This is a genomic window from Thalassobaculum sp., assembly GCF_965223715.1.
Taxonomy (GTDB): Bacteria; Pseudomonadota; Alphaproteobacteria; order Thalassobaculales; family Thalassobaculaceae; genus Thalassobaculum.
Map to the genome: position 1 here is coordinate 1,602,294 of NZ_OZ245012.1, position 24,870 is coordinate 1,627,163.

The following is a 24,870-nucleotide window of genomic DNA, read 5'->3' on the forward strand; positions in this document are numbered from 1 at the left end:
CCCCATGGCCGAAATCGACCCGAAGCGCGCGACCGACGCGAATGGCGGGCTCGTCTATGACGACGACCTGATCCGCGATATCTTGCGCGACGTGAAGACCATCGCCATGGTCGGCGCGTCGGACAACTGGAACCGGCCCAGCTACTTCGCCATGAAGTACCTGCAGCAGAAGGGCTACAAGGTCTATCCGGTGAACCCGAAGGTCGCCGGCGCCGGCGGCGAGATCCTGGGCGAGAAGGCCTATGCCGACCTCTCCGACCTGCCGGAGACGGTCGACATGGTCGACGTGTTCCGCAACTCCGCCGCCGCCGGGCCGATCGCCGATGCCGCCGTCGCGCACGGCGCGAAGGTGCTGTGGATGCAGCTCGGCGTGCGCAACGACGAGGCCGCCGACCGGGCCGAGGCCGCCGGCCTGACCGTGATCATGGACCGCTGCCCGAAGATCGAGTTCTCCCGCCTGTTCGGCGAACTCGGCTGGCACGGGTTCAACAGCCGGGTCATCTCCGCCAAGCGGCGGATGCCCGGCCGGTCCGACAAGGTGTCGAAGCAGAGCGACGTCGGCGACGGCTTCATCCCCAAGGGTTTCGAGACCATGGCGGTGCATTCCGGCGCCTCGCCGGACCCGGCGACCGGAGCGCGCGGCACGCCGATCTACCAGACCACGGCCTATGTGTTCGACGACGCCGACCACGCGGCCTCGCTGTTCAACCTGCAGACCTTCGGCAACATTTACTCGCGCCTGTCCAATCCGACCGTCGCGGTGCTGGAGGAGCGGATCGCCGCCCTTGAAGGCGGACGCGGCACCACCTGCACGGCGTCCGGCCATTCCGCCCAGATGCTGGCGCTGTTCGCGCTGATGAGCCCGGGCGACCGGTTCGTCGCCTCGCGCCGGCTCTATGGCGGCTCGATCACCCAGTTCGGCCGGACCTTCCAGAAGTTCGACTGGCATTGCGACTTCGTCGATGCCGAGGATCTGGATGCGGTCCGTGCTGCCGCCATGCAGGACAGGTGCAAGGCGATCTTCGCCGAGAGCCTGGCCAATCCGGGTGGGGTGATCACCGACATCGCGGCGCTCGCCCGCATCGCCGAGGAAGCCGGCGTGCCGCTGATCATCGACAACACCATGGCCACCCCCTACCTGTGCCGGCCGATCGAGCACGGGGCGGACCTGGTGGTGCATTCCACGACCAAGTTCCTGTCCGGCCACGGCAACGCCATGGGCGGGGCGGTGGTCGACAGCGGAACCTTCGACTGGTCGCAGAACGACAAGTTCCCGTCCCTGTCCCAGCCGGAGCCGGCCTATCACGGGCTGACCTTCTACGAGACCTTCGGCGACCTCGCCTTCACCACCTACGGCCATGCGGTGGGCCTGCGCGATCTCGGGCCGACCATGGCGCCGATGAACGCGTACCTGACCATCACCGGCATCGAGACCCTGGCCCTGCGCATGGAGCGCCATGTCGCCAACGCCCAGACGGTGGCGGAATGGCTGGAGGCCCACGACAAGGTCGCCTGGGTCAGCTATGCCGGGCTCGAGGGCAACAAATACAAGCAGCTCGCCGAGCGCTACCTGCCGAAGGGGGCAGGCTCGGTCTTCACCTTCGGGGTCAAGGGCGGCTACCAGGCCGGCATGGCCGTGGTGGAGCGCTGCCGCCTGCTGTCGCATCTGGCCAATATCGGCGATACCCGCTCGCTGATCCTGCACCCGGCCAGCACCACCCACCGCCAGCTCACCGAAGAGCAGCGCACCGCAGCCGGGGCCGGCGACGACGTGATCCGCCTCTCGATCGGCCTGGAGACGGCCGAGGACATCATCGCCGATCTGGAGCGGGCGCTGGGCTGACCGGGGCCGCGGCCACCAACCGCCGATTTTTCTCTCCAACGGGCGACCATGGCGTGTCGCCCGTTGACATTATGCGCGTTCTCGGTTAGAACAAACCGCGAACATAGAGAGGCGCGCCATGACCCAGCTCTCCGCCTACAAAGCGACGTCCGGCCACTTCGTCCCGGTCTGGACGCTTGAGATCCAGACGCTGGAGGAGGATACCGACCGGATCCTCGACGCGGTCATGAAGGTTCACCCGCTCAGCTTCGGGCGGTATCAGCGCAATGCCAGCATCTCGGCCGTCGGCAAGGAGACCGCGCAGCCGGAGCCCGGCTCGACCACCACGACCCATGTGGCGGGGTTCGAGGCCGGATCGACCGAGACCTATCCCATGGTGGAGCTGAAGATCTCCCTCGAGCGCGATCTGGACGCCCTGGAGAAGGTCATGGACGCGGTGATGGACGCCCACCACTACGAGGAGCCGGTGATTTTCCTGCGCGAGGACTGGGCCAGCCGGGCCGCCTACGACCCGACCCGCGACAACCCGAACCGCTGGTGGAACAACGGCCGGGGCCTGCCGGACCGGATCGGCTGACCCGGCCCTAGCGGTCGGCCGTCGCCTTACTCGTAGCCCTTCGGCGCGATGAAGCCGCCGATCTCGCGCTCCATCATCTTGGCGAAGGCGATGGCGCGCTTGTCGTGGCCGTGCGGGGCGACGATCTGCAGGCCGACCGGCAGCCCGTCGCTGGCGAGGCCCACCGGCGCCACCGTGCTGGGCAGGTAGAAGGCGCCGGTATACCCGGCCCAGAAGAGCTGATCGGTGACCGGGACCTGCTTGTTGTTCACCACGATCTTGCGGTGGATGCGCTCGCCTTCCTGGTCGTGGGGGAAGGCGGTGGTGGAAGCGATCGGGCAGAGCAGCAGGTCGACCTCCTCGAACAACGCCTGCCAGGTCTCGCGCATCTGGTTGCGTCGGTTGTTCAGCTTCAGCCAGTCGCGGTGCAGCATGGTGTTGCCGCGCGCCATCTCGGCGATGTAGCTGTCGTCGTCCTCGCCCAGGTCGGCCAGCAGCGCGTGCTGCTTGGCCATCTCCTCGTCGTTCACCCTGCCGGAGGTGGCGGCGCGCAGCAGGCGGATATAGACGCTGTGGGCCTCCTTGGTGTCGAAACCCGGCTTGGCGCCGGAGACGATCTTCATCCCCTTGGCGGCCAGCGCGTCGATCGCCTTCTGCAGGGCATCGGTGAGCACCGTGTCCTGGTCGACGTTCCGGTCCTCCAGCACGACCGCGACCTTGAAGTCGCCCGGCTCGCGCTGGGTGGCTTCCGGAAGATTGAGGGTCCAGCAGGCGGCGTCCAGCCCATGCGGGCCGGCCATGATGTCGAGGGAGATGTCGAGATCCTCGGCCGAGCGGGCGAGCGGCCCGATCACCGATATGTCGGCCGGGGTGATGGTGCCCGGCAGCGCATGGCCGCGCGGCGGCAGGATGCCCCAGGTCGGCTTGTGGCCGTAGACGCCGCAGTAATGGGCCGGGTTGCGGATGGAGGCGCCGATATCGGAGCCCGCCTCCAGCCCGGTCAGCCCGGCCGCCAGGGCCGCGGCCGACCCGCCTGAAGACCCGCCCGGCGTGCGGCTCAGGTCCCAGGGGTTGTTGGTGCTGCCATAGACCGGGTTGAAGCTCTGCCAGTCGGCCAGCATCACCGGCACGTTGGTCTTGCCGAACACCACGGCTCCGGCCGCCTTCATGCGGGCGACCGGCACGCTGTCCACCTCGGGGATGTTTTTCGCCAGATGCTCCAGCCCCCAGGTGGTCGGCATGGCGACCGCGTCGTAGCTCTCCTTGAAGGTCATGGGCACGCCGTGCAGCGGCCCGGAGATCTCGCCCTTGGCCAGGGCCGCATCGGCCGCGTCGGCCGCCTTGCGGGCGCCGTCATAGTCGGTGGCGATGATCGCGTTCAGGGGCGGATTGTACTTCTCGACCCGCGCCAGATAGTGCTCCAGCAGTTCGCGCGACCCGATCTCCTTGGAGCGGATCTTGGCGGCGAGTTCATGCGCGGGCGCGAAGGCGATGTCGGTCATGGGGCGACTCCGAAAGACGGGCGGACGAAACATCGAGGCCGGTGCTCCGGGCGGGAACGCCGGGCAGGCACTCTGGGCGGGACGTCCAGCGTGACCCAGTCCAGCACGGCGATCAACTCACCGATCCATGCTCGACTTCATTAACTTTCGAAAATCCGAAAATTATCATAGGCTGTAGGATAACATACAAACTACAGTTGACGCGCGACTTTTGCATACCGTCGTATGTCAATCCTTGGCACTGAGTCACTTGGCACGGACCTGTGGAATGGATGGCGACCAAAACTGGCCCACCGAGCTGGACCTGACAGCGCCCGCCCATGGGGCCGCCTATTCCTATTGGCTCGCGCGCCGGCCGGGCCCGGGACTGGTGCCGTCGCGCCAGGATATCGACCCGCTTGAGATGCCGCGCTCGCTGCTGCCCTGGATCAACCTGATCGAGGTCCATCGCAAGGACGGGAGCCTCAGCTACCGCCATCGGCTGGTGGGGACCGGGATCGTCGACATGCGCAACCGGGACGGGACCGGGCGCTGGTTCGAGGAGCTCTACGACCAGGCCCGCCGCGCCCGGGTGCACCGGGTGCTCGACCAGGTGGTCAGGGACGCACAGCCGCGGATCCTGGAGGACGACCTCGGCAATACCGGCCGCTCATACCGTACCCTGCAGTCCCTGGTGCTGCCGCTGGCCGCCGACGGGGTGACCATCGACATGCTGATGGCCGTCTCCCACTACGAGTGATCGCCGTCTCCGGCCGCCGCCCGCCCGCGCCGCACCGACAGCTCCGGGACCACCCAGAAGATCGTCATCGCCGCCAGTATGAAGGCGCTGGAGATCGTGAAGCCGACCGTGTAGCCGCCGGTGAGGTCATGCAGGAAGCCGGCCAGCCAGGTGCCGATCGCGGCCCCCAGCCCCTGCCCCGTCGTGATCGTGCCGTAGATCGCGCCGATGCCCCGGCCGCTGAAGATCGTCGCCGCCAGGGTGGAGATGATCGGCCCCCGGGCGCCCATGGTGCCGCCGAAGAAGATCACGAAGCCGACCACGAAGGCGAAGCCGGGATGCACCTGGACCAGGGCCAGGGACACGATGCCCAGCAGGGTGGCGACGTAGGTGGCGCTGACCGCCACACGGTTGCCGTAGCGGTCGGCGGCCGCCCCGACGACCAGCATGCCGAAGATCGACAGCATGCCGGCGAAGCCGAAGGCGCTGGCGGCCTGGATCGGCGCGAAGCCCTGCTCCACAAGGTACGCCACGGTCTGCAGCGCGATCCCATATCCCCCTATGGCGGTGAGAAAGAACGCGCCGAACAACGCCCAGAACGGCCGGGTCCGGATCGCCCGGGCAATGCCCTCGGTCGGCAGGTCGCCACTCGAAGCCGGCGCGCGCTGTACCATCCCTTCGGTGATCCGGCGCCAGGGCAGGAGCGCCACCGGCAGGGCCAGCAGCAGGATCGTGCCGCCGATCAGCCCGTAGCCGCCGCGCCAGCCGACGCTGTCCACGAGCACCTGAGCCAGCGGTGCGAGGATCAGCGTGCCGGTCCCGAGCCCGGCCGAGGCGATCGCCATGGCCGTGCCCATGCGGGCGTCGAACCAGCGGCTGATCAGGATCGAGCCCGGGATCATGCCCAGGGACGCGATCCCCAGCCCGCCCATGATCCCGACCGTCATCGTCAGGTGCCACAGATGCTGCATCTGCCCCGCCAGCCAGAAGCCGCCGCCCAGCGAGATCAGTCCGAAGACATAGAGCACGCGGCCGCCGAACCGGTCGAACGCCGCCCCGACGAAGGGCGAGGCCAGCCCGTTGGCCAGCATGTAGACGGAATAGACCGAGGTCAGATCGGCCCGGTCCCAGCCGGTCTCCGCGCCGATGGGCAGCAGGAAGACCGCATAGGTCTCCCCCGCCCCCCGGGCCAGGGCATTGAGCAGGAAGCAGAGGACGAGCACGCCGAGAGCGGCCCAGCCTGTCATGGAGCCGGTCTTGCGCATGGGCGAAGTCTAGAAGCGCCGCCGCACCCTGCCTACCCACGGACCGCCGCCGTCTAGGCGGTCCGCTCCGCCGGCGTCCGGGCCGGTGTCCCGATGCGACGGCGCAGCACCGGCAGGCAGGCGACGGCGAGCCCGGCCGCCAGCACCCACCAGGCCGGCCGGATCGTGTCGGGCAGCATCAGGTTGGCTTCCAGCACCCGCAGCGGCGGCACGCTGGTGCCGGCCCAGAACCACAGCGCCTCCGCCCCGGCCGTCAGCAGGCCGCCCAGAACCGCGATCGCGGCAAGGACAAGCGGCGCGGTCAGGGCCAGCCGCCGCTTCGCCGCCAACCGGTACAGGCCGAGGGTCAGCAGGAAGCCGGCGATCAGGCTTGCCTCGTAGGCCTGGATCTTGGTCTGCATGAAGAAATGCACGGCGGCCAACGCGGCCGCGACATAGACGAGATTGTGCAGCTGGGTCCAGCGCCGCCCGAGCCGGCGGACCATGCCGTCGAAGCTGGTCGCGCCCAGGGCCGCCAGGATCAGCAAGGCGGCGAAACCGATGGTCTGGTAGGTCCGCAGCACGATCTCGCTGCCGACCTTCGGCAGGTCGAACCCCTGGTCGGCGATGTAGAGCAGCACATGCAGCAGCAGATAGGCGAGCGCGCCGACCCCGAGCATGCGGCGGATCGAGATCAGCCGGGGGTATGTGAGGATTCGGATCGCCGGGGTGACCGCCAGCGAGACCGTCAGGATGCGGATCGCCCAGTCGCCGCTGCGGTGGATCGCCTCGTCATAGGGCCGGGCCCCGAGCCCGCCCAGCAGAGCGTCGGCGGCCAGCATGAGGGCGGGCACCGTCACGGCGACCAGGGTCGCGATCTTCAGCCCCGAAACCCGTCCGGCCCGGTCGTGCCATAGCGCCATGGTGTCCTTCCGATGGAACAGTCTCGGACCGCCGGTACCTGCCGGCGACGGAAGCCCGAACATGAGGCGACGGGGCGCGCCCGTCCAGGCGTTCGAGCGCGCACGGGCGATCAACTGTGCGGCACCGACGTGGCCGTCCGGGCCGGCCGTTCACGACACTCGTGCCGTCGCACCGGTTGGCAGCGGCGTCCGGCACCCCCAACATAGGAAACCAACCACCACAAAGCCCGTCCGGTGCCATGCCCCTGATCTCCGTCCTCGACCAGTCCCCGATCCGTGCCGGTGCCACGCCCGCCGACGCGGTCGCCGAAACCATCGAGCTCGCCCGGCTGGCCGACCGGCTCGGCTTTCACCGCTACTGGGTGGCGGAGCACCACTCGTCGGAGGGCCTCGCCGGCTCGGTGCCGGAGATCCTGATCACCCGGCTGGCCAACGAGACGCGCCGGATCCGGGTCGGCTCCGGCGGGGTGATGCTGCCGCATTACGCGCCGCTGAAGGTGGCGGAGACCTTCCGCATGCTGGAGACCATGTATCCCGGCCGCATCGACCTCGGCATCGGCCGCGCGCCCGGCTCCGACCAGCGCACCGCCCGCGCCCTGTCCTATGTCCGCGATCCGATCCCGATCGAGTATTTCCCGCGTCAGGTCCAGGATCTGATGGACTGGATGGACGGCGCCCTGGAGGACGACCATCCGTTCCGCGGCGTCACCGCCCAGCCGGCCGGCCCGGCCTCGCCGCCGGTCTGGCTGCTCGGCTCCAGCGACCAGGGCGCCCAGGTGGCCGCCCATTTCGGCACCGCCTTCTCCTTCGCCCATTTCATCACGGAGGGCGGCGAGCCGGTGGTGGAGATGTACAAGAAGCGCTTCCAGCCCTCCAAGACGCTGCCCGAACCGCAGGCCAATATCGGCGTCTTCGTGATCTGTGCGGAGACCGAGGAGGAGGCGAAATACCACGCCGCCTCCCGCGATCTCTGGCGGGTCCGGCTCGATCAGGGCCACATCACCCCGATCCCCACGCCGGAGGAGGCGCTGTCTTACGAGTTCACCGAGTCCGAACGCCAGCGCGCCGCCTTCCACCGCCGCCGCAACATCGTCGGCACGCCGGATCAGGTGCGCGAGAAGCTGGACGCGGTGATGGCGCGATATGGCGTGGACGAGGCGGTGGTGGTGACCATCACCCACGACCACCGGGCGCGGCTGAAATCCTACGAGCTGCTGGCCCAGGCCTACGATCTGGCACCGCAGGCCCAGGCGGCGGAGTAAGCCGCCTATCGCCTCGTTTCCCATCCACCTCACTCCCCGGCCTTGTGCCGGGGCGAGGGACGAAGCATGCGCGCTGCTTGACCAGCCCGTCCCAGCCGCTGGCCTCGCCCCGGCACAAGGCCGGGGAGTGGGTTAATCTGGAGGCCGCCGTTCTGACATGCGGCCCCTACTCCGCATACAGCTCCTCGCGCAGGGTATTCCAAAGCCGCTTGCGCTCCCGCGACGACCGGATCTGGCGGGTGCGCGGGCTGGAGGGAACGATCAGCGGGTCGTCGCCGTCGGGGCGGATGTCGAAGCTGCGCGTGGCGGCGATCGGCAGGTTCTCCGAGGCGTAGTGCGCCATCACCAGCAGCTCGACGCAGTAGCGCCCGGTCTCCAGGTCGAGCGAGCCGGAGCCGGCGCTGTCATAGGCGCGCTCGATCACGCTCTCGAAGGACCCCAGATCCATCATCTGCCCGGGTTCGAGCGGTCCCTGATGGGTCCGCTCGCGGACGTCGCCGCCGGTCCCAGTATCGGAGGGCCGACGCACATCGGTGATCGGCTGGGTCGCGTTCCCGTTGTCCGAGCGGATCGTCACCGTCACACTCATCACATAGATGATCTGGGCGCTCATGTTGCAGATCATGCAATGGGCGCTGGCCCGCTGGCCGCCGCCGCGGGTGATCAGGATGGAGGAGCGCTCGTTCTTGCGGATGGTCTGGATGAACAGCCGCAGATAGACCAGCCAGATCAGCACCATCGCCGCGTTCACGCCGACACTGAGAAGCTGGGAGTGGTTCTGGATCCAGGAGAGCATGGGCGGTTCAGGATCGTGGAACGGACGGTGCGAGTACCTTCCGCTAACGGGGCACCGGGACAATCGTTCCGAACTCCCTCTCTACTCAATCAATCCCCGGCCTTGTGCCGGGGCGAGAGATGGGTCGTGCGGGCTGTCTGACCAGCCCGTCCCTGCCCTCGGCCTCACCCCGGAATAAATCCGGGGAGCGCGTGGGGAATGGAGATGGTGTGGCCTACCCTACTCCGCCTCGAACCAGTCGGCCGGAACCTCGGCGCCGGCGATCACCAAGCAACATTCGCCGGTCGGCTGGGTGCCGCGGCCGTCGAGGAAGGCCTTCACCTCGCTCAGCCGCCCGCGCACCACCTCCTCGTGCAGCTTGGTCAGCTCGCGGGCCAGGGCGGCCGGGCGGTCGCCATAGACCTCCAGGCAGGCGTCCACCAACTTGCCGATGCGGTATGGGCTCTCGTACAGCACCAGTGTGTGCGGGCTGGCGATGTCGACTTCCAGGAAGCGCTGGCGCTGGCCCGACTTCTTCGGCGGGAAGCCGCGGAAGGTGATGCCGTGCACCGGCAGGCCCGACAGCACCGCCGCCATCACGAAGGCCACCGGGCCGGGGACCATGGTGATCTCCACCCCGGCCCTGGCCGCGGCCCGCACCAGGGTGAATCCCGGATCGCTGACGCCCGGCGTGCCGCCGTCGGTCGCCACCGCGATCCGCTGGCCCTGGGCCGCCCATTCCACCAGGGTGGCGGCCATCTGGCGCTCGTTGTGCTCGTGATAGGCGACCATGCGCCGCTTCAGCCCGGCGGCCTGCAGCAGCCGGCCGGTGCGCCGGGTGTCCTCCGCCGCCACCACATCCGCTTTCTCGAAGGCCGCGCGCGCCCGCGGGCTGAGGTCTTCCAGGTTGCCGATCGGCGTCGCCACCAGCTCGATCATGCCGTCTCTCCAGTGGGGTGCGTACCGGGGGTCTGCTTGCGGATCCGGCAGACGAAAAACGCCTCCAGGAAGTCGCTCGGCACCACCCGCATGGCATGGCGCACGTCCGGATGGTAGCTGCGCCCCTCCCATTTCGCGAGGCCGGGCCGTCCCTCCGGCACGTCCACGCCGATCGGTTCGATCACCGCGTCGTCGTTGTGTTTGACCAGATGGTCGACCGGGGCCTCGTTCTCCTCCGGCGCGATGGTGCAGGTGGAATAGACCAGCACGCCGCCGGGGCGGAGTTGCTTGAACGCGGCGACCAGCATGCGCTGCTGCAGCCGGCTCATCTTCTCGATGCGGTCCGGAGTCCAGAATTTCAGCGCGTCGGGCCGCGACAGGTCGGCCATGCCCTCGCCGGAGCACTGGGCGTCGAGCAGGATGCGGTCGAAGGTGGCCTCGAGGAACTTGTCGAGGTACTGACCCTGGATCTCGGTCATATCGGTGATCTGAACATTCATCAGATCAACAACTTCCCGCAGTTTCTTCAAGCGCGCCCTGATCCCGTCATTGACGTGCAACCGGGCCTTGTTATGGGTCAGTGCCGCGATATGGGCCGCCTTGCCACCGGGCGAGGAGCAGATGTCGAGGATATCCTCGTCGGGCTGCGGGTCCATGGCGAGACCCGGGATCAGCGACGAGGCGTTCATCACATAGACCTCGCCGGCCGCGTGAATGGCGCTCTCGGTCACCGCCTTGCGGTCGCCCAGAATGTGGAAGGCGTTCGGGCACCAGGGAATCGGCTCGACTTCCGTCAGTGATTCAAGATCAGCCCGTATCTCATTGACGGAACGCGATTTCAGTGGGTTGATCCGCACACTCGATCGCAGGCCGCCGCTGGCCAGCCGCTCGGCCTCGTAGGGCTTCACCTCCCAGACGGCGGCCGCCCGGGCCAGGAAAGCGTCGCGCCGCCGCTGGTCGGCGGGGTGGGCGCGGAAGCCGCCTGATTTCTTCGCCATGCTACTCCAGCCCCCCGGCCCCGCCGGCGAGGCCGTGCAGCATGATGGCGGTAGCGGCCGCCAGGTTCAGGCTGTCCGCCCCCGGCCGCATGGGAATGCGCACCAGGGCGTCGCAGGCCTTGGCCATCTCAGCCGGCAGCCCGGCCTGCTCGTTGCCCATCAGCAGCACGGTCGGCGTCGCCGCGCGCAGGCCCTCCGGCCGGTGCGGGCCGGCCAGATGGGTACCCACGACCCGGCCGGGCCAGGACTTGCGCCATTCCAGGAACTCGGCCGCGTCGCAGCGCACCAGGGGCACATTGACGATGGCGCCCATGGTGGCGCGCACCGACTCGATGGAGAACGGATCGACCGTATGGCCGACCAGGATCACCCCCTTGGCGCCGAAGGCGTCGGCGCTGCGCATGACCGAGCCGAGATTGCCCGGGTCGCGCACGCTCTCCAGCGCCACCCACAGGGCGCCCGGTTCGGGCGTCACGGCGGAGAGCGGGCTGGTCTTCTGCTCGATCACGGCGATGACGCTCTGGGCGTTGTCGCGCTTGGCGATGCGGGTCATCAGCTCGCCGCTGACGGTGATCACCCGTCCGCCGGCGTCGAGGCAGGCCCGGCGCGCCTCGTCCATCACCGGGCTCGGCGCCTGTCGGTCGGCGACGATCAGCCGGCGGATTACCCAGCCGGCGCGCGCGGCCTCCACCACATGGCGCAGGCCTTCTGACACGAAGGCATTCTGCTGCTGGCGGCCCTTCTTGGTGGCCAGCGCCTTGACCGCCTTGATCTCCGGATTGGCGGAACTGGTGATGACGAGATCAGTCATCGCGCTGCCACCGCACGAAGAGCGAGGTCGGTAGCAGGCGTCCGCTGCCCTCTTCCCGCAGGGTCATCTCGCCATGGGTGATGACCCCGCCGAACCCGTCCATCGCGTCCTCCACCAGCCGGCGCAGGGTGAGGGCCGAGAGGTGGGTGGCATAGGCGGTCAGCACCATGAAGGACGAGTCCCCGTCCAGCATCGCCCGCACATCGGCCAGCAGGGTCGGCAACTGTTCCTCCAGCCGCCAGACCTCGTTCTTCGGGCCCCGGCCGTATTTCGGCGGGTCGAGGACGATGCCGTCATAGCGGTTGCCGCGCCGGACCTCGCGGGCGGCGAACCGGGCGGCGTCGTCGCAGATCCAGCGCACCGGTGCGTCGGTCAGACCGGAGAGTTCCTGATTGGTGCGGGCCCAGGCGATCGCCTTCTTGGAGGCGTCCACATGGGTGACCTTCGCCCCCTTGGCCGCCGGCAGCAGGGAGGCGAGGCCGGTATAGCCGAACATGTTGAGCAGGCTGAACTCCGGCCCGACCCGCGGTTGGATGAAATCCCAGTGGACACGCTGCTCGGGGAAGATGCCGACATGGCGGAAGCTGGAGAGCTGCGCCTCGCAGCGCACGTCGCCGTAGCTCAGCGGCCAGGGGCGGTCGGCGTGGCGCTTGAGGATGTCCCAGTTGCCCTGTCCCTCCTCGTCCTTGCCGCCGGTGAAGCGGGCGTCGGCCGCGTCCCAGGCGGCATCCGGCTGGCTGCGCGCCCAGAGCGCCTGGCTGTCCGGCCGGTCGAGGATACGCGCCCCGAACCGTTCCAGCTTGCGGCCCCCGCCGCTGTCCAGCAGGGCGTAGTCGCTCCAGGGCTCGGCGGCGAGCGTCTCGAAGGAAGGGTGGGTCGGCACGAGGGAGATCCGGCGGGTTGCAACGCGCGAGACAATAGCGCCGGCGGGGCCGAAATCCAAACCGGTCGGTGGCCGTCATCCCGATGACAACTGATACCCGCCGGTAGAGCGTTCCTATAGGAATAGCGAGCGACCAACACCAGATCCCTGAAACTCACACCCTCCCCGTCCAGGATTAAATCCGGGATTATTCCGGGGCGAGGCAGCGGCTCGCTTCCCTATCCGATGAACACGCACGGGCCCAGCCTCGCCCCGGAATAAATCCGGGGAGTGAAGAGAGGGGGGAGATACGGGGAAAGCCCCCCCCGTCATGCCCCTATCGTCGTCCTGATGCAAATCAGGACCAGGCCTCCGGCGCCGGAGATCCGCAGAACCGGGCGCCCGTGCGCCGCAGGTCCTGATTTGCATCAGGACGACGGGTGATAGTCGGGCGGGCCGGAGGCTTGGTCCTGATTGTCATCAGGACGACGGGTGGGAGTCGGATGGGCGGGCGGCTTGGTCCTGACTTTCGTCAGGATGACGGCTACAAACGCATCTCCGCCGCCCTCACCCGTCCGGGCACAGCTTCGGCTCCGGGATCGCGTCGACCGTCGCCTGGATGCCGTCGGAATACTGCTGCTTCAACTCGGTGAAATACGGGTCGCTGTTCTTGTACTTCATCAGGTTACGGGTCGAGAAGCTGTCCGTCTGGTAGCACAGCACGTCGATCGGCGGCCCCACCGACAGGTTGCTGCGGATCGTCGCGTCGAAGGAGATCAGCGCCAGCTTGGCCGCCCGCGCCAGGCTGTTGTCGAAGCGCAGGGCCCGGTCGAGGATCGGTTTTCCGTATTTGGTCTCGCCGATCTGGAGATAGTGGTTGCGCGGCGTCGCCTCCACGAAATTGCCGGCGGAGTAGATATGGAACAGCCGCGGCGGCTCGCCCCGGATCTGGCCGGCCAGGAGGAAGGTGCCGTTCGGGTCGCCGAAGCGCTCCACGTAGTGGGCGTCGCGCTCCAGGATCCGCCGCAGCAAGGCACCGACGGTCTGCGCCACGTCGAACATGGAATTGTGCAGGAACAGATCGCGGTCGGGCGTGCCCGTGCCGGCGGCCTGGCGCAGGGTGGTGACCACGGTCTGGGTGGTGGCGAGGTTGCCGGCGGACATCAGGGCGATCACCGCCTTGTCCGGATTCTCCAGGATCGACAGCTTGCGCACGGTGGCGATCTGGTCGACGCCCGCGTTGGTGCGGGAGTCGGAGGCGAGCACAAGGCCCTCCGGCAGGAGGATGCCAAGGCAGTAGGTCATCTCAGTGTCTCCCCCGTCGCCCGGTCGGCGGCCCGGTTCTTCGGGCATTCGGGCGACGACACGTTGACCTTACCCGCGCCGGGATGCAATGCCGTCCACCATGTCCGAGCGCAAATGCCTTCTCATTGTTGCCCACGCCCCCTCGCCGAACACGCAGCGGCTGCGCGACGCGGTCGTGGAGGGTGCCCGCAGCGAGGACGTCGACGGGGTGGACGTGGTCGTGCTGTCGCCCTTCGACACCACGCCCGAGCACGTGCTGGCCGCCGACGCGATCATCCTGGGGACGACCGAGAACCTGGGATACATGAGCGGCGCCCTGAAGGACTTCTTCGACCGCTGCTACTACCCCTGCCTGGAGGAGACCCAGGGCCGCCCCTACGCCCTCTACATCCGCGCCGGCCATGACGGGACCGGTACGCGGCGCGGGGTGGAGACGATCGTCACCGGCCTGCGCTGGAAGGCGGTACAGGAACCGCTGCTGTGCCGCGGCGAGTGGGACGAAGCCTTCCTCGACCGGGCACGCGAACTCGGCCTGTACATGGCGGCCGGGCTGGAAGCGGGCATTCTGTAGGTCAGCGCTCCTTGATGATCGCCAGCGCCTCGCGGAATTTGGGGTGATCCGCACTCTCCAGCCATTCGAAGATCAGCGCCTCGACCGTCACCGGAACGGCCCCCGCCGCGCGCAGCCGGGCGAGACCGGCCGTGCGGTCCTCCTCGCGACGGCTGCCGCAGGCATCCTCCACCACCGCCACGCGCCAGCCCAGCCGACCCAGCCCGATCGCGGCCTGGGCGACGCAGACATGCGCCTCCACCCCCGCGACCACGGCGACCGGTCGCTCCAGCGCCGTCAGCGCGTCCGCCAGACCCGGCTCGCGGGTCGCGTCGAAATGCCGCTTGGCCAGGATCTGCTCGGGTGTCAGCCGGTCGGCAAGCGGCGGGACCGTCGGCCCGATCGCCTCGGCACAATGCTCGGTCGCGCGGACCGGAACGCCCAGAATCCCGGCCGCGCGGGCCAGTCGATCCATCGCCGAAACCACCAGATCACTTTGCGAAATCGCCGGTACGAGACGGGCCTGGGCGTCGACCAGAAGAACGAAACAAGACTTGGCCGGGCAGAGTATGTGATCGAATTGTGGAATGCCCAGTGAATCCGCGCCTTTCAGCGTGTCTTGGATTGACATGGAGGCTTTTGTCCTTATAGTCCGCACGCATCTCGACCGGACAGATGCCGGAAGAGTCCACAACCTAAGCCGACATGTCAGACACACAAAAAACATTCGCCGATCTCGGCCTCTCGGACGAGATTGTTGAGGCGGTTACCTCCGCCGGTTACACCACCCCGACCCCGATCCAGGAAAAGGCGATCCCTTATGTCCTGATGGGGCGCGACGTCCTGGGCTGCGCCCAGACGGGCACCGGTAAGACCGCTTCCTTTACCCTTCCGATGATCGACATCCTGTCGGCAGGCCGCGCCAAGGCGCGGATGCCGCGATCGCTGATCATCGCGCCGACCCGTGAACTCGCCGCCCAGGTGGCCGAGAACTTCACCAAGTACGGCGCCAACACCAAGCTGACCATGGCGCTGCTGATCGGCGGCGTCTCGTTCGACGATCAGGAGTCCAAGCTGGACCGCGGCGTCGACGTGCTGATCGCCACCCCGGGCCGCCTGCTCGACCATTTCGAGCGCGGCAAGGTGCTGCTGACCGACGTCAAGGTGCTGGTGATCGACGAAGCCGACCGCATGCTGGACATGGGCTTCATCCCCGATGTCGAGCGGATCGTGTCGCTGCTGCCGACGATCCGGCAGACGCTGTTCTTCTCCGCCACCATGGCGCCGGAGATCAAGCGGATCGCCGACAAGTTCCTGATGAACCCGAAGGAAGTCACGGTCGCCCCGCCAGCCTCGACGGCCGACACGGTGGCCCAGCACCTGGTGCGCTGCGCCCCGAAGGACAAGCGCGAGGTTCTGCGCAAGATCATCAACCGCGAGAATGTCGAGAGCGCGCTGATCTTCTGCAACCGCAAGCGCGACATCGGCATCCTGCACCGCTCGCTGGTGCGCCACGGGTTCGACGCGGTCCAGCTGCATGGCGACATGACCCAGCCGGCGCGCATGGAGACCCTGAAGAAGTTCAAGAACAACGAAGCCCGCATGGTGGTGTGCAGCGACGTCGCGGCACGCGGCCTGGACATCAAGGGGCTGAGCCACGTCTTCAACTTCGACGTCCCGTCCAACGCGGAGGACTATGTCCACCGCATCGGCCGCACCGGCCGCGCCGGCATGACCGGCCGGGCCTTCACGATCTCCACCTCCGACGACGCCAAGTTCCTGGCGGCGGTGCAGCGGCTGATCAAGAAGGACATTCCGGAGGTCGACGAAGACGGCAATCCGGTCGGCGGTGCCAAGGGCAAATCCGGCGGGTCCGCCAAGGCGAAGCCGGAAGCGGCCGAGGATGCGGTCGCGGCCGACGAGAAGGCCAGCACCGAGGAGAAGTCCGGCGAGAAGCGGTCGCGCCGGTCGCGCGGCGGCAAGAAGTCGGCCCCCAAGGACAGCGCTCCGCAGACGGAGGCCGCATCCGCCAAGGAAGCTCCGGCGCCCAAGACCGAGCGGAGTTCGTCGTCGGTCACCGGCGGCGGCGTGGTCGAGCAGTTCCCGGACAAGCGCCGCCGCGGCGGCCGCGACGACAGCTCGCGGGTTGTCGGTTTCGGCGACGACGTGCCGGCCTTCCTGCTGCGTCCGGTGCCCAAGAAGGCGATGGGCGGCTAAGCCGCCCTTCCCTTGCCCGTTTCAAAGACGGCCCTTTCCGACCCGCCCCTTGATTCGAACCGGCCCCTGGCCGATCCTTCCTTGCATCTTCTAAGGGGCGGGCGGCAACGCGCGGTGAACCGACATGCAAACCATCTTCATCCAGGTCAAATGCGAGCTCGGCAAGGCCTATGACGTCGCCGACGCGGCGGTGCTCGACGTGGAGGAGGTCTCCGAGGTGTACTCGACCTCCGGCCAGTACGACCTGCTGATGAAGTGCTATCTCGGCGACGATCACGACATCGGCCGCTTCGTCACCGAACAGGTCCAGACCCTGCCCGGGGTGAAGGACACCTTCACGCTGATCACGTTCAAGGCGTTCGGGTAGCGTCGGCGGGTCCACACCCGACCCCAACCGTCGTCCTGAACTCGTTTCAGGACCATGCCGCCTCCGCCGCCAACCGGAGTCGTCATCCTGACGCACGTCAGGATCAGGCATCCGGCCATTCCCCACCTCGGTCGTCATCCTGAACTCGATTCAGGATCATTCCCCTGACGTATCCGCCTGTCTGGGCCCTAAGCGCGGTGGCGGCATCGCGGCTTGATCCTGACGTGCGTCAGGATGACGGGAGAGAGGTGACCCGGTCCGCGGCTTGATCCTGAATCAAGTTCAGGATGACGGGGAGAGGTGACCGGGTCCGCGGCTTGATCCTGAATCAAGTTCAGGATGACGGATGCTGCCTAACCCGCGTGCTCCCGCCAGTGCGCCGCGATCTCGCCCGCCTCGCAGAGCCAGACCTCGTCGCGGTGCCGGGCGATATGCTCCAGCGCCGCGCGCAGGGGCCGCAGCCTGTGCGGCTGGCCGACGATATACGGATGCAGCGCGATGCCCAGCACCAGCGGCTGTTTGCCCGACTGTTCGAGCTGCTCGTCGAAGCCGTCGATGATCATCTCGGCGAAGGCGCGGCCCTCGACCTTGCGGGCGACCACGGCGGGGATGTCGTTCAGCTCCTGGGGATAGGGCACCGACAGGATCCGCCCCCCATCCCGGGTCGCCATCCAGACCGGCTGGTCGTCATGGCACCAGTCCAGCAGATACTCGTATCCCGCTTCGGCCAGCAGATCCGGCGTGGTGCGGCTCTGGGAGATCCAGGGGCCGAGCCAGCCCCTGGGCCGCCGCCCCTCCTCGCGCGCGATCACCTCGGTGGTCTCGGCGATCAGCGCCCGCTCGCCGTCCTCGTCCAACACGCCCTGGCGTTCGGAATTGGTTCGGCCATGGGCCACCACCTCGTCGCCGCGTTTGCGGAACGCCTCCATGATCCCCGGCGCGGCCGTATAGGTCTCGCTGTTGGCCAGCACGCTGACCGGCAGTTCCAGGCGGTAGAACTCGTCAAGCAGCCGCCACACGCCGACCCGGTTGCCGTAGTCGCGCCACGCATAGTTCAGCACGTCCGGCTGCGGGATGCCGACCGAGGCACCCGGCGCCAGCTCCGCCCCCAGACCCTCGCCGAAGCCGAAGACTTCCACGTTCAGTGCGATATAGACGGCGAGCCGCTTGCCGCCGGGCCAATCCGGGGCGTCGCGGGTCTCGATGGAGGAATAGGCGTAGCGGCCGTGATCGGCGAGCACCGGGAGGCGATCCCTATTCGGCGGCCATGGCGGGGGCGACGGCGAGGCCGTTGGTCTGGCGCAGCATCACCGCACCGATCGCCATGGAGACCGCCGCCTGGGTCGGCTCGACCACCGGAATGCCCAGCCGGTCGGCCAGGCGCTCGCGGTAGCGGGCCATGCCGGCACAGCCCATGACCAGGACATTCGCGCCGTCGGTGTCGCGCAGGGTCGTGCCGACCTGCACCATCCGCTCGAAGGTCTTGGTCTCGTCCGACAGTTCCACGACACCGAGTTCGATGGCCCGGTCGCCGGCCACCCGCCCCTCGACGCCGATCCCGCGGAAATAGCGCATGTGGCGCGGCACGGAGCGGCTGAGGATGGCGATCACCCCGACCTTCGCCCCCAGGGACATGGCGGTCAGCATCCCGCTCTCGGCGATGCCGAAGACCGGCCGGCTGGTGGCCTCGCGGGCGGCGTAGATCCCTGGGTCGGAGAAGCAGGCGATGACGAAGGCGGACGCTTCGGCATCGCGCTCGGCGATGATCCGGCGGATGTCGCGGGACACGTCGTCGGCATGGGCCTGGCATTCGATCCCCGCCGGACCGTTCGTGTTCGTCACGCTCTCGATCTCCGGCGCGCCGGCCATGCGCAGCGGATCCAGCGCCCGGTCCATCGCCTGCGTCACGGCTTCGGTGGAGTTCGGATTGATGACGATGATGCGTCCGGTCATGGCGGGGTCCTCACGGAAGAGCGGAACTCAGGACAGGCCCTTCGAGGCGATCTCGAAGACGTCCTTCGACAGAGTGGGCTGCTCGACGATCCGGCGCAAGGCACCGGTCATCGCCTTGGCCCGCTCGCCGTCGAACCGGCGCCAGCGCACCAGCGGCTGGCACAGGCGCGAGGCGATCTGCGGATTGAGCTGGTCGATCCTCAGCACCTCGTCGGCCAGGAAGGCGTAACCCGACCCGTCCTTGGCGTGGAAGCGTACCGGATTGCCCATGGTGAAGCCGCCGACCAGGGCGCGGATGCGGTTCGGGTTCTTCGGATCGAAGCGCGGGTGGGACTGCAGCTCCTTCACCCGGTCCAGGGTGCCCGGCAGGGAGGAGGACGCCTCCAGGGTGAACCACTTGTCGAGCACCAGCGGGTTGTCCTGCCAGCGGTCGTGGAACGCCTGCATCGCCTGGCTGCGCTCCGGGCAGTCGGTGTCGTTCAGCGCCGCCAGGGCGCCCATGACGTCAGTCATCGACGCCGCCGCCTGCACCTGCGCCGCCGCCCGCGCCCGTCCCTCGGGACGGCCGGAGGAGACCAGGAACTGCAGCGCCCGGTTGCGCAGCGCCCGGCGGCCCATGGCGGCGGTGGACAGGTCGTCCGAGGCCGTCTCGCCGGAGAGCTTGTCGTAGAGTGCCAGCCAGGTGTCGAACAGGGTGTCGCCCAGGGTGCGGACCGCCGCCTCGCGCGCCTCGTGCACCGCATCCACATGCCAGACATCCATCGCCTGGCCCAGGATGGACTCGCCCGGCAGGGCCAGCAGCTCGGCGAGGAAGGCCGGCTCCAGCCGCGCATCCTCCAGCCCGTCGCAGACGGCGGAGACCACCGCCGCATCCAGCGACATCGGCCGGCCGGCGCGCTGCGCTTCGACCATGGCCAGGATGGCACGGGTGGAGAGCGTCTGCAGCGCCTCCCAGCGGGAGAACGGATCGTCGTCGGTGGCCGCCAGGAAGCCGAGATCGGCGTCGCTCCAGGCGGCACTCAGCTTCACCGGGGCGGAGAAACCGCGCAGCAGGGACGGCACCGCCCCCTTGGGCACGTCGGTGAACGTCACGCTGCGCGCCGCCTCGTCGAGCACAAGCACGGTCTCGTCGCCGGCCTCGGTGCCATCAACGGTCAGCGGCAGGCGTTGGCCGTTCTCGCCGATCAGGGCGGTGCGCACCGGGATCACCACCGGCTGCTTGTCCGGCTGTCCCGGCGTCGGGTCGGTGACCTGGGAAAGGTCCAGGGTCAGGGTCCGGGCGCCGTCGTCGTAGCGCCAGTCGGCCGTGACCTGCGGCGTGCCGGCCTGGGAGTACCAGCGCTTGAACCGGGTCAGGTCGACACCGCTGGCGTCCTGCATGGCGGCCACGAAATCGTCGCAGGTCACCGCCTGGCCGTCATGGCGCTCCACATAGAGGTCGATGCCCTTACGATAGGCCTCGGGGCCGAGCAGCGTGTGGATCATCCGCACCACCTCGGCCCCCTTCTCGTAGACGGTGACGGTGTAGAAGTTGTTGATCTCGATATAGCTGTCCGGGCGCACCGGATGGGCGGTCGGGCCGCCATCCTCGGGGAACTGGGCGGCGCGCAGCAGGCGCACGTCGCTGACCCGCTTCACCCCGCGATCATGGGTGTCGGCGGAGAATTCCTGGTCACGGAAGACCGTCAGCCCCTCCTTCAGGGAGAGCTGGAACCAGTCGCGGCAGGTGATGCGGTTGCCGGTCCAGTTGTGGAAATACTCGTGCGCGACGATCGCCTCGATGCGCTGGAAGTCCGCGTCGGTCGCGGTATCGAGATTGGCGAGGATGAATTTATCATTGAATATATTCAGCCCCTTATTCTCCATTGCTCCCATATTGAATGAAGAAACGGCGACGATCATGAAGATGTCGAGATCGTACTCGAACCCGTAGGCCTCCTCGTCCCAGGCCATGGAGCGCTTGAGGGAATCCATGGCATGGCCGGTGCGGCCTTCATTGCCCGGCTCCACGTAGATCTCCAGCGCCACCTCGCGGCCGGAGCGGGTGGTGAAGCTGTCCCGGTCGACCATCAGGTCGCCGGCCACCATGGCGAAGAGATAGGCCGGCTTGCGGAACGGGTCGTGCCAGACGGCGTAGTGGCGCCCGCCGTCCAGGTCGCCGGTCTCGATCCGGTTGCCGTTGGACAGCAGCACCGGATAGCGCGCCTTGTCCGCCTCGATCCGCACCGTGTAGACGGCCATCACGTCCGGCCGGTCGGGGAAGTAGGTAATGCGGCGGAAGCCCTCCGCCTCGCACTGGGTGCAATACATGCCGCCGGCCTTGTATAGGCCCTCCAGACGGGTGTTGTCCTGCGGCCTGATCCGGCCCTCCACCTCCAGAGTGAAGGCGCTGTCGATGCCGGGGATGACGATGCCTTCCGGCAGCTGCCGCCAGTCGCCCTTCTCCAGCTTCCGGCCGTCCAGGGTCAAGGACACCAGCTCCTGATCCTCGCCATCGAGATAGAGATCCGCCGGGCCCGATCCGGAGGCCGGGTTGCGCCGGCCGACCAGCCTTGCCGACACCGTGGTGACGTCGTCGTTCAGACGGACGGTCAGGTCGATGGTGTCGATCAGGTGGCTGGGCGGGGTGTAGTCCTTCAGGAAGATCGTGCTCGGTTCGGTCTTGGCGGTGGCGTCGGCGCGGTCCATCGGGATCCTCGGGGGTTCAGGCCAGTCGGTACACGAGACCCATGTGGGTCGGCGGCCTCAGTTTGCCATCCAGCCGCCGTCCACCATCAGGTTCTCGCCGGTAATGTAGCTCGCCTCGTCGCTGGCGAGGAACAGGGCAGCGTTGGCCACGTCCAGGGGCCGGCCGAGCCGCGGCCAGGGCGTGCGGCTTTGGGAATACTCCAGCATCTCCGGCGCGATGGCGCGGCCCGACTTGCCGGTCAGGATCTTGCCCGGGGCGACGGCGTTGCAGACGATCCCATGCTCGGCATAGTCGCCGGCGATCTGCCGGGTCATGTAGACCACGGCGGCCTTGCCGACCCCATAGGCGAAGTCGTGGGGCGCGCGGATCATCCCGTGCTGGGAGGAGATGTTGACGATGCGTCCCCTCACCTCGCCGTCGCCGAGCGGCTCCTGCCCCATCATCTGGCGCACGGCCGCCCGGCAGCCGAGGAAAACGCCCTTGGCATTGACCGCCATGACCCGGTCGAAATCCGCCTCGGAGGTCTCGTGCAGCGGGGTGTCGGTACCGATGGCGGCGTTGTTGACGATGACATCGAGCCGGCCGCCGATCTCCACCGCACGGGCGACCGCCGCGTCCAGGTCGGCGGCCCTGGTGACGTCGCATTTCAGGAACTCGGCCGAGCCGCCGGCCTCGATGATCGCGTCGACCGTCGGCATGCCGCCCTCGCGCGGCTCCTCGGTCACGTCGGCGATGAGGACGCTGGCCCCCTCCAGGGCGAAGCGCAGGGCGATCGCCTTCCCGATGCCGCCGCCGGCTCCGGTCACGATGGCGGTTCGGTTGGCAAGGCGCATGGGGCTCTCTCAACTGTCTCTATGTCATGCCCTTAAACGCCAAACCCGGCCCTGGGTTCGGCGGGAACCTTGCAGCGGACACATCAACAAGGCCTGGGAAGCCCCGGATCAGGGTCGGGGCCTCCCAGGAACCATAGGAGAGATAGGCGGTTACCGCCCCTCGGCCAGGGCGGTCTCCCGGATGGCGGACAGCGACTTGGCGATGGTGAGCGCTTCCGGATCGACCTGGATCTCGATCAGCGCCGGGGTGCCGGCCGCCTTGGCCCGCTCGAAGGCGGGCGCGAAATCGGCGGTCCGGGTCACCGTCTCGCCATGGGCGCCATAGGCCCGGGCGAGTGCGGCGAAATCCGGATTCTTTAGTCCGGTGGCGCTGACCCGGCCCGGATACTCGCGCTCCTGGTGCATGCGGATGGTGCCGTACATGCCGTTGTTCACCACGATGAAGATGGTGTTCACGCCGTACTGCACCGCGGTCGCCAGCTCCTGACCATGCATCATGTAGCAGCCGTCGCCGTTGAACGAGACCACCGTGCGCTCCGGATGCACCAGCTTGGCGGCCACGCCTGCCGGCACGCCGTAGCCCATGGAACCGCAGGTCGGCGCCAGGCAGGTGCGCCAGGCCTTGTAGCCGTAATATCGGTGCACCCAGGTGGCGTAGTTGCCCGCACCGTTGGTGACGATGGTGTCCTCGGGCAGCGCCTCGTCCAGATACTTGATGATCTCGGCCATCTGCACGTCGCCCGGGCCGTGCAGCACGGTGCGGGTCGCCTCGTACTCGGACCGGGCCACCTTGGTGTCCTCGGCCCAGGCCGCGCTGTCCACGGGGTCCATGGCGGCAGCGGCCTTGAAGAAGCTGCGCTGGCTTGCGTTGATCAGCAGGTCTCCCTGATAGACCTGACCCAGCTCGTCGGAGCCGGCATGGACATGGACCAGACCTTGGCGCGGCCGCGGAATGTCGAGCAGCGTGTAGCCGCTGGTCGTCATCTCGCCCAGGCGGGAGCCGACCACGATCAGAAGGTCGCTGTCCCGCACCCGGGCGCCGAGCTTCGGATCGATGCCGATGCCCACATGGCCGACATAGTTCGGATGCCGGTTGTCGAGGTAGTCCTGGCAGCGGAACGACGCGCCGACCGGCAGATTGTTGGCCTCGGCGAAGCGGGCCACGTCGGCCGCCACGCCGGCGTCCCAGCCGCCGCCGCCGATGATCACCAGCGGCTTCTTCGCCTTGGCCAGCAGGTCGCGGAAGCGGGCCATGTCCTCGGCCCCCACATGGGGCTCGGTGCGCTTGTACGGGTCGAAATCGCCGGTCTCCGCGCGCTCGGTGAGCATGTCCTCGGGCAGCGCCAGGACGACGGGACCCGGCCGGCCGGAGGTGGCGGTGTGATAGGCGCGGCTCACATATTCGGGGATGCGGGCCGGATCGTCGATCTGCGCCACCCACTTGGCCATCTGGCCGAACATGCGGCGGTAGTCGAGTTCCTGGAACGCCTCACGGTCGAACATCTCGCGGCCGACCTGACCGACCAGCAGGATCATCGGGGTGCTGTCCTGCATGGCGATGTGCACGCCGGCGCTGGCATTGGTGGCGCCCGGCCCGCGGGTGACCATGCAGATGCCGGGCTTGCCGGTCAGCTTGCCGTAGGCCTCGGCCATCATCGCGGCCCCGCCTTCCTGGCGGCACACGATGGTCTTGATCTCCGGCGCGTCGACCAGACCGTCGAGCACGGCGAGATAGCTCTCGCCCGGGACCGCGAAGGCGAGATCGGCGCCATGGGCGCGCAGGCTCTCCACCAGGATGTGACCGCCGATCTTGCCGGCGTTGCGTCGTTGGTCAGTGCTCGATGGGTTCGTCGACATAATGCTGGTACCGCTGTGACTTAGGTTTATCGATATCGTCCGGGTTGATGTACTGGATGGAGCTCTTACCACGCAGCTCCGCGGGCAGCACCATGACCCGGACGAAGGAGGTGCAGCGCTCAGAGCAGGCCTGGGCGAAGACCGGCTCCGGGCCGGGCTCGAACCAGGCGTCTCCCGGCTCGTATTCCTTGGTCCGTCCCGCCGTCTCGATCCGGATCTTGCCCTCGCGCAGGCAGCGGATGCCCGGGCCCTGGTGGATATGCGAGAAGGCCTGGCCGCCCATGGGGAACTTCACCCCGTCGCAGCGCAGGATCCAGTCGCCGGACGGGTCCGGCCCCTCGATCTCGGATTCCAGTGTCAGGACCGACGACACGCCGGTGCCGGCGGCCATCTTGGCCGGCGACTCGCTGTCCGCCAGTTCGTAGCGCCAGATCACCGCGCCGCTGTCGCCGGCCTGTACCGTGACGCAGCCGGACCCGAACCAGGTCCGGTCCTCGCCGACCGTCTCGTCTTCCTTGCCGACCACCACGAAAGATCCCTCGTGGCAGTACAGAACGCGGTTGAGTGCTGGCAGCGGTTCGAAATACGCCGCCCCCGGAGCCAGCCGATCGACGATGTGGCGGAGTTTGTACCCCGTTCTCGACATCGTTTCCTCCCTCAGACCTT

General features: G+C 68.1%; 23 protein-coding genes. 7 read left to right on the top strand and 16 right to left on the bottom strand.

Annotation, left to right across the window (positions count from 1 at the left end):
- The first annotated feature begins 4 nt into the window (after positions 1-4).
- Both ACOQOP_RS07505 and ACOQOP_RS07510 read left to right on the top strand, forming a co-directional pair.
- Positions 5-1,843, top strand: a complete 1,839-nt coding sequence (locus ACOQOP_RS07505) for an O-acetylhomoserine aminocarboxypropyltransferase (RefSeq protein WP_420565699.1) — start codon at positions 5-7, stop codon at positions 1,841-1,843.
- A 118-nt stretch (positions 1,844-1,961) separates the two neighbouring features.
- Positions 1,962-2,420 carry a hypothetical protein gene (locus ACOQOP_RS07510; protein ID WP_420565700.1) on the top strand — a complete coding sequence of 153 codons (459 nt, stop codon included), beginning with the start codon at positions 1,962-1,964 and terminating at the stop codon, positions 2,418-2,420.
- 26 nt (positions 2,421-2,446) lie between these two features.
- Here the strand turns inward: ACOQOP_RS07510 and ACOQOP_RS07515 are convergent, their stop codons facing one another.
- The gene (locus ACOQOP_RS07515) at positions 2,447-3,901 is read right to left on the bottom strand and encodes an amidase (protein WP_420565701.1); all 1,455 of its coding nucleotides are present in this window, start codon (positions 3,899-3,901) and stop codon (positions 2,447-2,449) included.
- Positions 3,902-4,169: 268 nt separating this feature from the next.
- On the opposite strand from ACOQOP_RS07515, the gene ACOQOP_RS07520 reads away from it, so the two are divergent.
- The gene (locus ACOQOP_RS07520; protein WP_420565702.1) at positions 4,170-4,640 is read left to right on the top strand and encodes a PAS domain-containing protein; all 471 of its coding nucleotides are present in this window, start codon (positions 4,170-4,172) and stop codon (positions 4,638-4,640) included.
- Here ACOQOP_RS07520 and ACOQOP_RS07525 read toward each other — a convergent pair.
- Together ACOQOP_RS07525 and ACOQOP_RS07530 are read right to left on the bottom strand one after the other, a co-directional pair.
- The gene (locus tag ACOQOP_RS07525) at positions 4,631-5,884 is read right to left on the bottom strand and encodes an MFS transporter (RefSeq protein ID WP_420565703.1); all 1,254 of its coding nucleotides are present in this window, start codon (positions 5,882-5,884) and stop codon (positions 4,631-4,633) included. The two genes, ACOQOP_RS07520 and ACOQOP_RS07525, sit on opposite strands and share 10 nt — an antisense overlap.
- Before the next feature lie 53 nt (positions 5,885-5,937).
- Entirely contained in the window at positions 5,938-6,786 is an 849-nt protein-coding gene (locus tag ACOQOP_RS07530) for a sulfite oxidase heme-binding subunit YedZ (RefSeq protein ID WP_420565704.1), read from the bottom strand.
- Between the two features lie 239 nt (positions 6,787-7,025).
- Between ACOQOP_RS07530 and ACOQOP_RS07535 the strand changes: the two genes are divergently transcribed.
- On the top strand, positions 7,026-8,048 hold the full coding sequence (locus tag ACOQOP_RS07535; RefSeq protein ID WP_420565705.1) for an LLM class flavin-dependent oxidoreductase: 1,023 nt from the start codon (positions 7,026-7,028) through the stop codon (positions 8,046-8,048).
- 166 nt (positions 8,049-8,214) lie between these two features.
- Here ACOQOP_RS07535 and ACOQOP_RS07540 read toward each other — a convergent pair whose 3' ends face one another.
- The 6 genes from ACOQOP_RS07540 to ACOQOP_RS07565 form a co-directional block, all read right to left on the bottom strand.
- Entirely contained in the window at positions 8,215-8,844 is a 630-nt protein-coding gene (locus tag ACOQOP_RS07540) for a hypothetical protein (RefSeq protein ID WP_420565706.1), read from the bottom strand.
- Between the two features lie 219 nt (positions 8,845-9,063).
- Complete coding sequence (gene rsmI, locus ACOQOP_RS07545) at positions 9,064-9,762, bottom strand: 16S rRNA (cytidine(1402)-2'-O)-methyltransferase (protein ID WP_420565707.1); 699 nt, start codon at positions 9,760-9,762, stop codon at positions 9,064-9,066.
- Complete coding sequence (locus tag ACOQOP_RS07550; protein ID WP_420565708.1) at positions 9,759-10,760, bottom strand: RsmB/NOP family class I SAM-dependent RNA methyltransferase; 1,002 nt, start codon at positions 10,758-10,760, stop codon at positions 9,759-9,761. Before ACOQOP_RS07550 ends, rsmI begins: the two co-directional genes overlap by 4 nt.
- A gap of 1 nt (position 10,761) precedes the next feature.
- Complete coding sequence (locus ACOQOP_RS07555) at positions 10,762-11,571, bottom strand: TrmH family RNA methyltransferase (protein ID WP_420565709.1); 810 nt, start codon at positions 11,569-11,571, stop codon at positions 10,762-10,764.
- A complete protein-coding gene (locus ACOQOP_RS07560; protein WP_420565710.1) occupies positions 11,564-12,454 on the bottom strand; it encodes a class I SAM-dependent methyltransferase in 891 nt (296 codons plus the stop codon). Before ACOQOP_RS07560 ends, ACOQOP_RS07555 begins: the two co-directional genes overlap by 8 nt.
- 546 nt (positions 12,455-13,000) lie before the next feature.
- Positions 13,001-13,738, bottom strand: coding sequence for a peptidase (locus tag ACOQOP_RS07565; RefSeq protein WP_420565711.1), 738 nt, complete (start codon positions 13,736-13,738; stop codon positions 13,001-13,003).
- A 100-nt stretch (positions 13,739-13,838) separates the two neighbouring features.
- On the opposite strand from ACOQOP_RS07565, the gene ACOQOP_RS07570 reads away from it, so the two are divergent.
- The gene (locus ACOQOP_RS07570) at positions 13,839-14,309 is read left to right on the top strand and encodes a flavodoxin family protein (RefSeq protein WP_420565712.1); all 471 of its coding nucleotides are present in this window, start codon (positions 13,839-13,841) and stop codon (positions 14,307-14,309) included.
- A gap of 1 nt (position 14,310) precedes the next feature.
- Here ACOQOP_RS07570 and ACOQOP_RS07575 read toward each other — a convergent pair whose 3' ends face one another.
- Positions 14,311-15,015, bottom strand: a complete 705-nt coding sequence (locus ACOQOP_RS07575; RefSeq protein ID WP_420565713.1) for an isochorismatase family protein — start codon at positions 15,013-15,015, stop codon at positions 14,311-14,313.
- Here ACOQOP_RS07575 and ACOQOP_RS07580 point away from each other — a divergent pair.
- Together ACOQOP_RS07580 and ACOQOP_RS07585 are read left to right on the top strand one after the other, a co-directional pair.
- Entirely contained in the window at positions 14,994-16,505 is a 1,512-nt protein-coding gene (locus ACOQOP_RS07580) for a DEAD/DEAH box helicase (protein ID WP_420565714.1), read from the top strand. The two genes, ACOQOP_RS07575 and ACOQOP_RS07580, sit on opposite strands and share 22 nt — an antisense overlap.
- Before the next feature lie 124 nt (positions 16,506-16,629).
- Positions 16,630-16,872, top strand: coding sequence for an Lrp/AsnC ligand binding domain-containing protein (locus ACOQOP_RS07585; RefSeq protein WP_322331364.1), 243 nt, complete (start codon positions 16,630-16,632; stop codon positions 16,870-16,872).
- Between the two features lie 353 nt (positions 16,873-17,225).
- Here the strand turns inward: ACOQOP_RS07585 and ACOQOP_RS07590 are convergent, their stop codons facing one another.
- The 6 genes from ACOQOP_RS07590 to ACOQOP_RS07615 form a co-directional block, all read right to left on the bottom strand.
- Positions 17,226-18,113 carry a polysaccharide deacetylase family protein gene (locus ACOQOP_RS07590; RefSeq protein ID WP_420565715.1) on the bottom strand — a complete coding sequence of 296 codons (888 nt, stop codon included), beginning with the start codon at positions 18,111-18,113 and terminating at the stop codon, positions 17,226-17,228.
- 13 nt (positions 18,114-18,126) lie between these two features.
- A complete protein-coding gene (locus tag ACOQOP_RS07595; protein ID WP_420565716.1) occupies positions 18,127-18,825 on the bottom strand; it encodes an aspartate/glutamate racemase family protein in 699 nt (232 codons plus the stop codon).
- A gap of 27 nt (positions 18,826-18,852) precedes the next feature.
- A complete protein-coding gene (gene pepN / locus ACOQOP_RS07600; RefSeq protein ID WP_420565717.1) occupies positions 18,853-21,513 on the bottom strand; it encodes an aminopeptidase N in 2,661 nt (886 codons plus the stop codon).
- A gap of 57 nt (positions 21,514-21,570) precedes the next feature.
- Complete coding sequence (locus ACOQOP_RS07605) at positions 21,571-22,347, bottom strand: SDR family NAD(P)-dependent oxidoreductase (RefSeq protein ID WP_420565718.1); 777 nt, start codon at positions 22,345-22,347, stop codon at positions 21,571-21,573.
- 150 nt (positions 22,348-22,497) lie between these two features.
- The gene (locus tag ACOQOP_RS07610; RefSeq protein WP_420565719.1) at positions 22,498-24,204 is read right to left on the bottom strand and encodes a thiamine pyrophosphate-binding protein; all 1,707 of its coding nucleotides are present in this window, start codon (positions 24,202-24,204) and stop codon (positions 22,498-22,500) included.
- Positions 24,179-24,850 carry a hypothetical protein gene (locus ACOQOP_RS07615; RefSeq protein ID WP_420565720.1) on the bottom strand — a complete coding sequence of 224 codons (672 nt, stop codon included), beginning with the start codon at positions 24,848-24,850 and terminating at the stop codon, positions 24,179-24,181. The genes ACOQOP_RS07610 and ACOQOP_RS07615 overlap by 26 nt, the downstream gene beginning before the upstream one ends.
- Positions 24,851-24,870 lie beyond the last annotated feature (20 nt).